We start from the raw sequence: 13,302 nt of genomic DNA on the forward strand, positions 1-13,302 counted from the left end.
GTTTTCCCCTCCCTATCGGCATTCAATATGTGAGATAACTTGATTTAAAACAGTTATTACATGCTCATCATCATACGTGTAATAGAAAGTATTTCCTGCCCGTCTGTATTTTACCAGTCTTAGGTTTCTTAGGAGGCTTAGCTGATGGGATACAGCGGATTGCGTCATTTCTAAAACCTCTGTTATATGGTTGACGGAGCATTCCTCCTGGGATAATAAATACAAAATTTTGATTCGAGTCGGGTCCCCTAATGCTTTAAAAATGCGGGAAGCCTCCTCCACTGTACTTGATGATAAAAATGAATGGTCCTGCTGCTCCATATTTTTAACCTCACCTTCTTAAGTTCTGCAACAAATTTATATGAGCATATGTTCATATACAATATATGCCGCTAAATAAGATAATGTCAAATAATTTTACTTTATTGGAAAACTAATTTTTTCAAAGGTACACCCATTAAAAATATTGATAATTTTCTATTAATTAAATATAATAAGGGTATGCAAATTAAGAACCACTGGTTCTTATATAGAGACAATAAGCTCAGGTGAAAATATTTTAAAAAAGGTGGTTATTACATGAGAGTTGCTACAGATATTGGTGGAACATTTACCGACCTTGTGTATGTGGACGATAACGGAAATTTTGGAGCAGCAAAGGCCCATACAACACCCTCCCAATTTGAAAAAGGGGTAATGGATGTTATTGAAAAAAGCGGTGTATCGCCAAAGTCTATTGATATGTTTATTCACGGATCGACGGTTGTTATAAATGCGCTTACAGAAAGGAAAGGGGTAAAGGTAGGGCTGATTACTACAAAGGGTACGAGAGATGTTCTTGAAATCTCCAGAGGAAATCGCCCGGACCTTTATAATTTCCGCTATCAAAAGCCAGAGCCTTTTGTTGAACGTTATTTAAGATTTGAAGTCGAGGAGAGATTAAATTATAAGGGGGAAATCATCACCCCGCTTAACGAAGCTCAGCTGCCTGACATTCTTTCATTCTTTAAAAAGGAACAGGTAGATGCCATTGCAGTTTGCTATCTTCATTCTTATATAAATCCGGCACATGAAAAGAGAACGGTGGAACTGATTAAGCAGCTTTGGCCGGAGGTTGCTGTCACAGCTTCCCACGAAATTACGAAGGAGTGGCGTGAATATGAAAGGACAAACACGACGGTTCTAAACTCATATGTCAAGCCAATTGCAGGTGCCTATATTGATAAACTTAGTAAAAACTTGCAAGAACATCAGGTCAATGGAAACACCTATATCATGCAGTCCAATGGCGGCGCTACTACTTTTGAAGGAGCCAAGCATTCACCGATTAATATGGTAGAATCCGGACCGGTTGCCGGAATATATGGGGCAGCGATTCTTGGACAAATTTTAAATGAGAAAAATATTATTGCCTTTGATATTGGCGGTACAACCGCAAAATGTTCCTTAATAACCAATGGAGAAGTGAAGGTTTCAACAGATTATTATATTGAAAGAAGCGATGATACAGCGGGGTATCCGCTTAAAGTTCCGGTAGTAGATATCGTAGAAATTGGCAATGGCGGCGGTTCGATTGCTTGGATCGATTCAACAGGATCATTAAAGGTTGGACCGCAATCTGCAGGTGCTATGCCAGGACCAGTGGCATACGGCCAAGGCGGAACAGATCCAACGACGACAGATGCCAATTTGGTGGCAGGACGCCTTTCGAAGAAAAACTTCGATTATGAAGTGGATATGGATAAAGTGAAACAAGCCATTGAGGAAAAGGTTTCTTCCCACTATGATTTAACGATGGAAGAAGGGGCAATGGGGATCATTGATATTGCCAATTCTAATATGCTAAATGCACTTAAATTAATTTCTATTCGAAAAGGATATGATCCAAAGGATTTCTCAATGGTTGCTTTTGGCGGAGGGGGCTCCATGCATGCAGCGGCGCTTGCCCAGGAGCTTGGAGTGAAAAAGGTCATTATTCCTGTTGCATCAGCTGTCTTTTCAGCTTGGGGAATGCTGATGACAGATCTTCGCCATGATTATATCCAAACCCATATTAAACAATTAAAAGATATTGATTTACCGGCTATTAATAAGGAATGGGAGACAATGATAGCCCAGGCGTATCATCAATTTATTGAAGAAGGCATGGATAAAGATCAGGTTGTATTTAACCGTTTTGCCGATATGAGGTATATCGGGCAGGAGCATACGGTGAAGGTACCTGTACCGAATGCTGAATGGACACAAGAGACTGCAGAAGAAATTATTGAGAGATTCCACCAGCTTCACGAGCAAAATTACACCTTCAAACTGCCTGAAGCACAGACTGAAATTGTCAATCTGCATCTTACTGGATTCGGAAAAGTGGATAAGCCGGTTTTACAAAAGCTATCGGTGACTGGAAAAACAGTGCAAGAGGCTTTAAAGGAAGTAAGGCCAGTTTATTTTAAAGAAGCGGGCTGGGTACAGACCAATATTTATGAACGTGAACAAATGGAGCCTGGCATGAAAGTCATGGGACCAGCAATTGTCGAAGAGCGTTCAGCGACGACAGTGATTTACGCAAATCAGTCTTTAGAAATGGACGTATATGGAAATTTATTGATTGATACGGAGGTGGAGTAATATGACAACTGCAAATAAGGTTAAGATGAATCCATTTACAATTGAAGTGATTAAGGACTCGCTTATGTCGATTGGGGATGAAATGTTCCTGGCACTTGCACGGACATCTATGAGCCCGATTATCTATGAAGTGCTTGATTATGCCTGCGGGCTTACTGATGCAAAGGGGCAGCTGATCAGCCAGGGGAATGGGGTTACTAGTTTTATAGGAATGCTTAGCCCGATGGTTCAGCATGTTTATCAGAAATTTGATCAAGGTAAAGGGTTAAAAGACGGCGATATCATCATTATTAATGATCCGTATGTTGGCGGAGGGTCTCACCTTTCGGATGTTGGGCTTGTGATGCCGATCTTCTATAAAGGTGAATTGGTTGCATTTTCTGCCAACAAGGGTCACTGGACGGAAGTAGGCGGCAAGGACCCAGGTTCATTTACAAGTGATTCCAATGAAATATATCAGGAAGGGCTGCAGTTAACAGGGGTAAAGCTTTTCGATGAAGGAAAGGTCAACCAGGCTGTTGTTGATATTATTGAAGCTAACGTTCGTCTGCCTGAGCTTTCTTTAGGCGATATGTGGGCGCAAGTGGCTGCATTAAAAACGGGTGCAAAAAGAATCGCAGAATTATGTGATAAACATTCGAAGGACTTAGTTCTTGCTGCGATTGATAATCTATTAAAACAAGGCGAGCACCTCGCGAAAAAAGAGCTTGCCCTGCTGCCAAAAGGGACCTTTACAGCTGAAGATTTTATTGAGGGCGATCCAGCTAAAGGCGGTCCATACCCAATTAAGGTGAAGATCACCATCACCGATAATGAATTTATTTGTGATTTCCGCGGGAGCCATCCGCAGGTGACCAATCCAGTGAACTGTTCTTATTTCGGATTGCTTGCCAGTGTTCGTGTTATGTATTTAGCGATTATGAGGCCTGCACAAAATAGTATTAATGAAGGAATCTTTTTCCCATTACAATTATTGACTGATAAAGGTTCTATTATTTCTGCTGAACGGCCGGCGCCGGTATCAATGAACTTTGAAGGAAGAATTGGCGGAGCAGAGCTTATATGGAAAGCGTTAGCACCGCTGCTTCCAGATCGTTTGACCGCTGGACATTTACTTTCTGTTTGTTCGGTTGTATTATCCGGCCAGCATCATGATACGAAAGCACCATTCCTGATTGTTGAGCCTTCTGTTGGCGGCTGGGGAGCAGGACAAGGCATGGATGGACAGCGAGGCCAATTCTGTATGGGGGATGGCGAAACGTATAATATTCCCATTGAGGTAGCCGAAACGAGATATGGCATTTTAGTAGATGAATATAGTCTGCGCTGTGACGGAGCGGGTGCGGGCGAGTTTGTCGGCGGTTCCGGTGTGATCCGTTCTTATCAGGCATTAAGCGACGACCAGAAGCTGTCGGCAATCTTTGGCCGCCACCAATTCTCTCCATGGGGAATGAATGGCGGGGAGAATGGATCTTCAAGCTATGTACGCATTTTGAAAAAGGATGGAGAGGTTGTCGGCCCAATAGGTGTCACAGCCAGATATCCTTTAAATAAAGGTGACGTAGCCCAACTGGTCACTGCGACAGGAGGCGGGTACGGAAATCCGCTAAAACGCCCGGCAGAAAAAGTAGTCAGAGATGTAAAGAATGGCTTTATCTCAATCGACCAGGCTAAAGAAAAATTTGGTGTTGAAATCGACCCAGCAACCTACACCATCACCGGACTGACAGAAGAAAGACAAAACATAGGCTAAAAACATCGGGACAGTCTTTAGCACACTACCGCACTGGGGGACTGTCCCCCGCTTGTTTAACGCATTACATCCCTGGGGGCCTGACCCCCAGGGATTTAAAGCGGTAAAGTGTAATTTTTTTCCTTTAATTGTTTAGAAAATTCACCATTGTTGGATTAGCGTTATTATTATATAATTATTTTATAAAACGATACATTGTCTCTTATTTAGAGACAGCCGCAGGGAGGTGTCAATTTTTTGTCATTAAAAACATTAGATAATTCTTTAGAAATCCTAAACTATTTTACAAGAGAGACACCTTCTTGGGGGGTACGGGAGCTGGCAAAGGAAATGGGAATTAGCCATTCGATTGTTTACAGAACCCTTGCATCTTTTGAAAAATATGGATTTTTGGAACAGGATCCTTTAAGCAAAAAGTATGAGCTAGGCCTTAGGTTCCTAGAGTTCGGCCAGATGGTAAAAGAAAAAATGCGCCTATCTGAGCTTGTTTATCCGGTTATGAAAAGATTGGCGGAACAGGTTGAGGAATCGATCTTCTTGACATGGCTTGATAAGGCGGATGGAGTCACCGTTGAGATAGCAGAAAGTGCCCATCGCATCAAATATGACGTGTCTTTAGGGACAAGAACTCCGCTTTATGTTGGTGCGTCATGTAAGGTAATCATGGCATTCCTGCCACAGGATAAACAGCAGGAAATTATCAGCAACGGATTGAAAGCCTTTACAAAAAATACCATCTTGGATGAAGAGAAGTTATTAAAAGATCTGGATGAGATCAAAGAAAAAGGCTGGTGCTACTCAGTCGGGGAGTTTTCTGATTCGGTCTTTGGTCTGGGTGTGCCTCTTTTCAACAGCAAGAATGAAATTATTGCTTCTCTGACCATCAGCGGTCCGGAATATCGGGCGGAGGAAATGAATACGAAAGAGGCATTAAATGTGCTGCAGAAGGCAGCCGGAAAGATTCAGGATTATCTGAAACACTACAGCAGCAACTATCGATAAAAAACATATAAGGAGGAAGGGTATGAAAGACAACAGGATAATAGAAAAAAATCACCCGTCAGCTTTTGAGCCAATGGTTTTACTAACGACTGTGGCAACAGCTGTTGTAGGTGCCATTATTGGGGTACAGCTAATCACCTCATTAGGAATCTCGGCAAACACTTCGATTATCGGTGCAATTTTTGCCATGCTGATCGCAAGAATACCAATTCAAGCATTTCTTAAGTTTAAATCTGTCCATAGGCAAAACCTAGTTCAGTCCTCAATCTCTGCGGCTACCTTTGGTGCAGCCAGCAGCTTGCTCCTGCCAATTGGAATTCCATACGTTTTAGGCTTGAAAGAATTAGTGATCCCGTTATTTATTGGCGTAACACTTGCCATGTTTTTAGATGCTATTTTACTTTATAAATTTTTCGATACGAAGGTTTTTCCTGCTAAAGAAGCCTGGCCGCCGGGAATCGCGACGGCTGAATCAATTAAGGCCGGTGATGAAGGGGGGAAAAGGGCGAAATTATTGACCGTCGGAATCGGAATCGGGATTTTAGGATCGATTTTGAAGGTTCCAATGTCTGCCTTCGGTGTTGCATTTATTGGAAATATCTGGGCATTAACCATGTTTGGTATTGGTCTTTTATTAAAAGGCTACTCCGTTCCGCTTTTTGGATTTGATATTAGCGAGCACTACATTCCCCATGGGTTTATGATCGGTGCCGGCATTGTTGCTTTATTCCAAGTCGTTTTCTTAATCTTCAAAAAGAAGAAAGTCCATACGAATGTCGGACAAGCAAAGGATGAGACGGCCGCAGCTTTGGAAGAGGTACAGTATACCCGATCTGAAAAGGATATTGGCCAAGGCTTTGGCTACGGATTTATCGCCTACCTTGCTATTGCCTTGCTATTAGCCTTTATGGGCGGAGTTATTACAGATATGTCTCCTGGAATGATTGCGGGCTTTCTGTTATTTGCAGCTATTGCAGCCTTTGCCCATGAATTAATTGTCGGTATTGCGGCCATGCATGCAGGCTGGTTCCCTGCCTTTGCTGTTGCTTTAATTACACTTATTATTGGTATTTTAATTGGATTCCCTACTCCTGCTCTTGCGCTGCTCGTCGGTTTCAGTGCATCAACAGGTGTTGCCTTTGCGGATATGGGCTATGATTTAAAGACGGGCTATATGCTTCGTGGAAACGGCAGCGATCCAGACTTTGAGCGAAAGGGCAGACGCCAGCAGCTTTATGCGGGAATGATTGGCTTTTCCGTGGCAGCCATCGTTGTCTTGCTGACCTATGAAAGCTTTTTCTCTCGAGGTGCCATACCACCGGTTAACCACGTATATGCTGCAACTATCGAATCAGGGGTTTCTCCTGACATCGCAAAACAATTATTGATCTGGGCAATCCCAGGTGCGTTGCTTCAATTGATTGGCGGCTCAAAAAGACAAATGGGTGTTTTGTTCGCGACAGGTTTATTACTGACCAATCCTATTGCTGGATGGGCAGTATTGGTCGGTATTTTAATTAGATTCTCAGTGTTAAAATGGAAAGGAAAAGAGGCGGAAACACCAATGACTATTTTAGCCGCTGGGTTTATCGCTGGAGACGCGTTATACAGCTTCTTTAATTCCATCTTTAAGATTGGAAAATAATGAGTTAATACTGTTAGGGGAATTTTAATGCTAGAAACAAGAGTAAACAAGCTCCTTTCACTAATGAAGGATCATCAATTAGAGGCAGTCATTTTTGTTCCATCAGAAAATATGTATTATTTTACAGGGATTCCTCTCCATGCAAGCGAACGGCTGACCTTGGCATTGGTTACAAGTGCTGGGGACATGCACTTTCTTGTCCCTGCCGTTGAGTTAAATAAGGTAGAAGGCGAAACAGATGGATCTATTTTTTATTACTCAGATGAGGAAGGGCCTAATATGGCTCTTCAGCAGCTAAAAAATAAAATGGGGCATCTGCAAAAGGTTGGCTATGTATACGGAGAAACAAGAGTACGCGAGGAAAGGTTCTTACAGAAACTGGACTTTGAAGAGAGCGTCGATTTGGGCATGCTTATTCCTGCGATCCGCATGTATAAAGAAGAGGAAGAAATGAAGCATATGCAAAAGGCTGTCCAAATCGTCGAGGAAAGCTTAACCGCAACCCTTCCATATATTCAGTCTGGTGTAAGTGAACTTGCTGTTGCCGCAAGGCTCGAATTTGAAATGAGAACAAGAGGATCTGAAGGAACCCCTTTTAAAACTATTGTTGCCTCAGGCTATCGCGGGGCGCTCCCCCATGGACGGGCATCAAATAAAGTCATTGAAAAAGGCGACCTTGTAGTCCTTGATTATGGTTCTATTTATAATGGCTATGTCGCGGATATTACAAGAACCGTTGGTGTTGGATCTGTTACAGGCGAAATGAAAAATGTATATGAAATTGTTAAAAAAGCAAATGAATCAGCGATTAACAAAATTAAGCCCGGAGTAAAAATTCATGACATCGATGAAGAAGCTAGAGGGATTATTCGCGAAGCAGGCTATGGCGAATATTTCACACACAGGCTTGGTCATGGTGTCGGCCTAAATGGACACGAAGAGCCGTTTATTATGCAAAAGAATGAAATGGTTCTCCGGCCGGGAATGGCTTTTACGATAGAACCCGGGATTTATTTAAAGGACAAATTCGGCGTGCGAATTGAGGACAATTTAATTGTGACTGAAAATGGCAGTTTGAATTTAATGACGTTTACTAAGGAATTAATTGTTTTATAAAAAATTAGCGGTAATTTTACCGCTTTTTTTTATTGTCTTAGAAACACATTGAATTCTAACTAGGTTAAATTTTTTGAAAAGTGTATTTAAATACCTTTAAATTTATGATAGAATTAAAACGAATTTTAGAAATACTGTAAATTTTCTTTATTTAAAGAAAGGAATTAACCTATGGAGGAAATCTACCAAAAGATTAAGCAGCTGCGTTTCGAACATGGAATGACCTTAAAGGAACTGAGTAAAAAGACTGATTTGTCGGTAAGCTTTTTGTCTCAAATTGAAAGAGGGAACTCCTCCTTGGCCATTACTTCTCTAAAAAGAATTGCTGATGCTTTCGGAGTAAAGATGATTTATTTTTTCGAGGAGCCTGAGAATGTAAATTACGCTGTTAAAAAAGAAGATCAAAAGCCTTTTAAGATAGAAAGCTCAGAATCTACTTATATTAGGCTGAGCAGCGATTTTACTGACAAAAAAATTGAGCCTTTATTAATTACGATGCAGCCGCATCAAAAGGATAAGGAGCTTGTCAAGCATCCGGGAGAAGAATTTTACTATGTCTTAAAAGGTGCAGTGCTTATAAGTGTTGATCAGAATGAATACTACTTGCGGGAGGGTGACGCCATTCACTTTCCATCCACACATCTTCATATGTGGGAAAATCCTTTGGATCAGGAAACCGTAATTTTATCTGTTGTAACCCCTGTTATTTTTAATTAATGTTACATAAATCGATACTTGAAAGGAGGAATGTTTCGGTCCCAAAGCTACTGCTTACCTTAGGCTAATGTATGCTTTTTATGTTACAGTCTTACAAAAATTACAGTATATGTATAAAAGGAGGAAAAACAAAATGTCGCGTTATCGGCTGGGTGTAGATATTGGAGGTACCTTTACTGATTTAGTAATCTTTGACCGCGTGCAGAATGTTTATCATACAAAGAAAGCGCTAACAACCCCACATAATTTAGCAGAAGGTGTTTTAGAGTGTATTGAACATTATGTAGATGACTTAAGTGACATCGAATATTTTGTCCATGGAACCACATCTGGTTTAAATGCTTTCCTTGAAAGAAAAGGAGCAAATGTGGCTCTTATTGTTACAAAGGGTTTTAGAGATGTATACGAAATAGGCAGGGCTAACCGTACGGAAATGTACAATATCCAATTCAATAAGCCTGCTACTCTAGTAGCGCGCGAGCATATTTACGAGATAGATGAGAGAGTTACCTTCGATGGCTCTGTAATAAAACCTTTGGATGAGGAAAATCTTCTCCAGATCATTGGGGAGTTAAAAGAGAAAAAATATGATGCGGTTGCTGTTTGCCTCATGCACGCTTACCGTAATCCTGATCATGAAGACCATATTCGCACTGTTATTGGGAGAGAGCTTGATATTCCTGTTTCCCTATCAAGTGATATTGCAAGAGAATGGCGCGAATATGAGCGTGTAAGCACCACTGTTATTAATGCTTATATTGCACCTATCGTGAAGAAGTATTTAGCTATTTTAGAAGAAGAAGTTGAAAAAAGAGGGTTCAAAAAGGACATTTATATCATGCAGTCAAATGGCGGTGTCATGACATCAAAAATTGCAAAAAAGCTGCCGCTGCAGACACTAATGTCCGGACCAGTTGGCGGTACGATTGGCGGAATGAATATAACCAAACTAACTGGTGATAAGAACTTAATTTGTGTAGATATGGGCGGCACTAGTTTTGATGTCAGCATGATTATTGATGGCGAGCCAGATGTAATAGCAGAAATAAATATGGAAGGTTTCCCTATTCTTTCACCAATGGTTAATATACATACAATTGGTGCAGGCGGCGGTTCTATTGCTTGGATTGAAGCAGGCGGACTAAGAGTTGGTCCTAAAAGTGCAGGGTCAACACCGGGACCGGCTTGTTATGGCAAAGGCGGCACACAGCCAACGGTTACTGATGCAAATCTAGTCCTTGGACGAATTGATGAAAATAACTTTTTAGGCGGAGATATAAAGCTTGATAAGCAGGCTGCCATTGAAGCTGTTAAGTCTGTGGCAGATCAAATCGGCTTGTCTGTACAGGAGACAGCAGAAGGAATTTGTGATATTGCCAATGCAAAAATGGCTGATGCCATTCGTACTTTGACAGTAAAGCGCGGGATTGATCCTCGTGAATTTACACTTGTTGCTTTTGGCGGTGCGGGCCCAATGCATGCTGTTTTAATAGCTGATCTGCTAGATATGAAAAAAGTATTCGTTCCTAGTGTTTCCGGTACATTCTCAGCGTGGGGAATGCTTCAGACTGACATTCGATTCGATACAGTGAGAAACTATGTATCCGGCAGTGATCAGGTTAATCTGTCAGAAGTAGAATCATTGTATGATGAAATGAGACAGGAAGCTATTACGGTGCTGAATCAGCAGAATATTGAAACGGGTCAAATACGTTTCCAAAACAGTATTGATATTCGTTATACAGGACAGGAATACACGATTAATATATTAAATGACTCTAATAACTTTGAAGAAATTGAAGAAAATTTCCACAAAGCACACTTGGAAATTTATGGACACAATAATCCAAAAGGATTAATAGAAGCTGTAAACCTTAGAGTGACCGCTTTCGGAGATTTAGAGAAAGTGGAATATGTGAAATCACAAGTGCATTCTGAACAGGAAGCTGTGCCTAAATCTTCCCGTAATGTTGTTTGGGATAACGTTGAACAGGCAACAAAGGTCTATTCAACAGATGTACTTATTAATGGAAACTATTTCAATGGCCCAGCGATCGTAGAAGATAAAAACTCAACACTTGTAATACCGCCAAACCACTTTATTCGCATTGATGAATATCAGAATATCGAAATTGTTAAAGAAACAGCTGAACAGGAGGTCTTGGTATGACAATCCAGCAACAGGTTTATTTAGAGAATCCGGTTACAACGGAAATCATAAGAAATGCACTTATTTCTGCAGCTGACGAAATGAATGCAAGTCTTGCCAGAAGTGCTTTCTCTCCAATCATTTATGAAATGAAAGATTGCAGCGTTTGTATTTTTAACAAGGATGTTGAGCTGCTGGGGCAGTCTGCAGGTTTGCCGATATTCCTTGGAAACATCGATGAATGTATTAAAGTGACTACGCAAATGATTGGCGGAATCAAAAATTACAATGATGGCGATGTATATATTTTAAATGATTCCTATATTGGCGGAACCCATTTGAATGATGTCACAGTTTTTTCACCTATTTTCTTTGATGGAGAATTGGTAGGGTTTACTGCTAACCGTGCACACTGGCTTGATATTGGCTCAAAAGATCCTGGCTATCCAATGGATGCTACAAGTATTTATCAGGAAGGAATCCGCATCCTCCCTACTAAAATTTATGATAAAGGAAAGCCAATTCAAGATGTCATTCGGCTAATTGTTTCAAATAACCGTTTCCAGGAGGCAGCACTTGGAGACTTAAACGCGCAGATTGCAGCCTGCAGAACAGGTGAAAAAAGATTCAAAGAACTCATCATTCGCTTTGGCATTGATCGGATTAATCGCTGCATTCATGATATTTTTAAGCAATCCGAGGAAATGGACCGCAGTGTTATCAGAAGTATCCCAGATGGAGTTTATGAAGCGGAAGGACATCTTGATAATGACGGAGTTAAGGATGAGCCAATACTTGTCAAAGTTAAAGTAATAGTAGAGGGAGAACATATTACGATTGATCTAACAGGTTCAAGCAAACAGCGGTTTGGACAGACCAATTGCGGATACGCTCAGACAATCTCTGCATGCCGGGTTGCATTTAAAGATTTAATTAGCCCTAATTCTCCGGTAACAGGCGGAAACTTTAGGACAATGAATGTGATTGCACCGGAAGCAACCATATTCCATGCGGTCGAGCCTGCTCCGTGCGGATGGTATTTTACACCGCTTGGTATTCTAATCGATTTAATAATAAAAGCGCTTTCTCCTGTTATGAAAGAAAAAGCAGCTGGGGCCCATTATGGTGATTCAATGGTTGTAACTTTTGCCGGAATGGACGAGGAAACAAATGAATCATTTTTGAGCGTTGAAGCAACTGCTGGCGGATGGGGTGCGTTTCATTCCGGAGATGGCCAATCCGCATTAATTAACCATGTGAGCGGAGACTTCAAAAACCTTCCGATTGAAGTGTTTGAGTCAAAATATCCGATTAGAATCAATCAGTACGCACTCAGAGAAAATTCAGGCGGTGCAGGCAAACATCGCGGAGGTCTCGGTGTTGTGCGGGAATACGAGATTTTAAATGATGAGGCTTATGTTTCACTTTGGTTTGAAAGATCTAAGACTCCTGCATGGGGGTTGTTTGGCGGCCAGCCCGGTGCTCAGCCTGATGTAGAAATTGTATCAGAAGGCAAGAGTGAACATCTTCTTAAAGTTAATGGGAAAAAGGTGAAAAAGGGTGATATCATTATCGCCAAAACTGGCGGCGGAGGAGGCTTCGGCAAACTAGAGGAAAGATCCGCTAGTGATAAGGAAAAAGATTTAAGGAACGGATACGTTAGCGAATAGTCAGATCCAAATGCTTAACAGACAGCTATGAATACACTTTTTCCGAGAATAAGGGAGGATTCAAATATTTTATTTGTGTTTCCTTCCTTTTTTTATCCTTGTAAAACGGAAAATTGGGTATTGAAAGAATGATGAAGTAAAGCAAAAGAGGATGTGCAAAATTTTGAAGCGAATACGGATTAGATTTGAGAATGGAGATAGTTTAACAGCTAGATTACTTGTAGATAAAGCACCGCAAACATGTGAAAAAATCTGGAGCTCACTGCCCTTGGAAAGTGTTGTTACCCAGTCCAGATGGTCTGGCAGGGAAGTGAATTTCGCTTACATGGAAAAAGATATGCCTCGAAGAGAGAATCAAACCATTTATACCAGTATAGGCGAAGTCTGCTATTGGAGGGATTGGAGCTGGGAAGAAGATGGTGAACACCCACAGGCAATAGCTATCTACTATGGTGCAGAGCTGGCTAGGAGCCATAGAGGAAGTGAACCCGTTAACGTGTTTGCACAAGTTGATTATCATGAGTTTGGAAGACTGGCCCAAATAGGGGAAAGAATATGGCTAGAGGGCAAAGAGAAAATTTTTATTGAAAGATTAGAAGAATAGACTTTTTTATTTTAAGGGGGA

The 13,302-nt window shown here is 41.2% G+C and carries 10 protein-coding genes; 9 read left to right on the forward strand and 1 reads right to left on the reverse strand.

All coding sequences use genetic code 11. From position 1 onward, the window contains the following. Positions 1-12: 12 nt before the first annotated feature. Positions 13-321: an ArsR/SmtB family transcription factor gene (locus AC1Q59_RS13650; protein WP_492366389.1), complete on the reverse strand. Its 309-nt coding sequence runs from the start codon at positions 319-321 to the stop codon at positions 13-15. Positions 322-579: 258 nt separating this feature from the next. Between AC1Q59_RS13650 and AC1Q59_RS13655 the strand changes: the two genes are divergently transcribed. The 9 genes from AC1Q59_RS13655 to AC1Q59_RS13695 all read left to right on the forward strand — a co-directional run bounded on the left by AC1Q59_RS13655 (position 580) and on the right by AC1Q59_RS13695 (position 13,281). After that, positions 580-2,625 carry a hydantoinase/oxoprolinase family protein gene (locus tag AC1Q59_RS13655; RefSeq protein WP_492366390.1) on the forward strand — a complete coding sequence of 682 codons (2,046 nt, stop codon included), beginning with the start codon at positions 580-582 and terminating at the stop codon, positions 2,623-2,625. A gap of 1 nt (position 2,626) precedes the next feature. Continuing rightward, positions 2,627-4,378 carry a hydantoinase B/oxoprolinase family protein gene (locus tag AC1Q59_RS13660; protein WP_492366391.1) on the forward strand — a complete coding sequence of 584 codons (1,752 nt, stop codon included), beginning with the start codon at positions 2,627-2,629 and terminating at the stop codon, positions 4,376-4,378. 237 nt (positions 4,379-4,615) lie between these two features. After that, positions 4,616-5,380, forward strand: a complete 765-nt coding sequence (locus tag AC1Q59_RS13665; protein ID WP_492366392.1) for an IclR family transcriptional regulator — start codon at positions 4,616-4,618, stop codon at positions 5,378-5,380. A gap of 22 nt (positions 5,381-5,402) precedes the next feature. Then, complete coding sequence (locus AC1Q59_RS13670) at positions 5,403-7,025, forward strand: OPT/YSL family transporter (RefSeq protein ID WP_492366393.1); 1,623 nt, start codon at positions 5,403-5,405, stop codon at positions 7,023-7,025. A gap of 27 nt (positions 7,026-7,052) precedes the next feature. Then, the gene (locus AC1Q59_RS13675) at positions 7,053-8,141 is read left to right on the forward strand and encodes a M24 family metallopeptidase (RefSeq protein WP_492366394.1); all 1,089 of its coding nucleotides are present in this window, start codon (positions 7,053-7,055) and stop codon (positions 8,139-8,141) included. Between the two features lie 171 nt (positions 8,142-8,312). Further along, positions 8,313-8,858, forward strand: a complete 546-nt coding sequence (locus AC1Q59_RS13680; RefSeq protein WP_492366395.1) for a helix-turn-helix domain-containing protein — start codon at positions 8,313-8,315, stop codon at positions 8,856-8,858. Between the two features lie 133 nt (positions 8,859-8,991). Further along, complete coding sequence (locus AC1Q59_RS13685; protein ID WP_492366396.1) at positions 8,992-11,028, forward strand: hydantoinase/oxoprolinase family protein; 2,037 nt, start codon at positions 8,992-8,994, stop codon at positions 11,026-11,028. After that, the gene (locus AC1Q59_RS13690) at positions 11,025-12,677 is read left to right on the forward strand and encodes a hydantoinase B/oxoprolinase family protein (protein ID WP_492366397.1); all 1,653 of its coding nucleotides are present in this window, start codon (positions 11,025-11,027) and stop codon (positions 12,675-12,677) included. Before AC1Q59_RS13685 ends, AC1Q59_RS13690 begins: the two co-directional genes overlap by 4 nt. Positions 12,678-12,840: 163 nt before the next feature. Continuing rightward, positions 12,841-13,281 (forward strand): DUF3830 family protein, encoded by a 441-nt coding sequence (locus AC1Q59_RS13695; protein ID WP_492366398.1) that lies wholly within the window; start codon positions 12,841-12,843, stop codon positions 13,279-13,281. The last annotated feature ends 21 nt before the right edge of the window (positions 13,282-13,302 follow it).

The sequence above is a fragment of the Cytobacillus sp. MT66 genome, assembly GCF_058792595.1.

Coding starts and splice junctions, on each gene's coding strand:
- AC1Q59_RS13660 (WP_492366391.1), top strand. CDS start 2,627: ATGACAACTGCAAATAAGGTTAAGATGAATCCATTTACAATTGAAGTG.
- AC1Q59_RS13680 (WP_492366395.1), top strand. CDS start 8,313: ATGGAGGAAATCTACCAAAAGATTAAGCAGCTGCGTTTCGAACATGGA.
- AC1Q59_RS13670 (WP_492366393.1), top strand. CDS start 5,403: ATGAAAGACAACAGGATAATAGAAAAAAATCACCCGTCAGCTTTTGAG.
- AC1Q59_RS13690 (WP_492366397.1), top strand. CDS start 11,025: ATGACAATCCAGCAACAGGTTTATTTAGAGAATCCGGTTACAACGGAA.
- AC1Q59_RS13655 (WP_492366390.1), top strand. CDS start 580: ATGAGAGTTGCTACAGATATTGGTGGAACATTTACCGACCTTGTGTAT.
- AC1Q59_RS13650 (WP_492366389.1), bottom strand. CDS start 321: ATGGAGCAGCAGGACCATTCATTTTTATCATCAAGTACAGTGGAGGAG.
- AC1Q59_RS13675 (WP_492366394.1), top strand. CDS start 7,053: ATGCTAGAAACAAGAGTAAACAAGCTCCTTTCACTAATGAAGGATCAT.
- AC1Q59_RS13685 (WP_492366396.1), top strand. CDS start 8,992: ATGTCGCGTTATCGGCTGGGTGTAGATATTGGAGGTACCTTTACTGAT.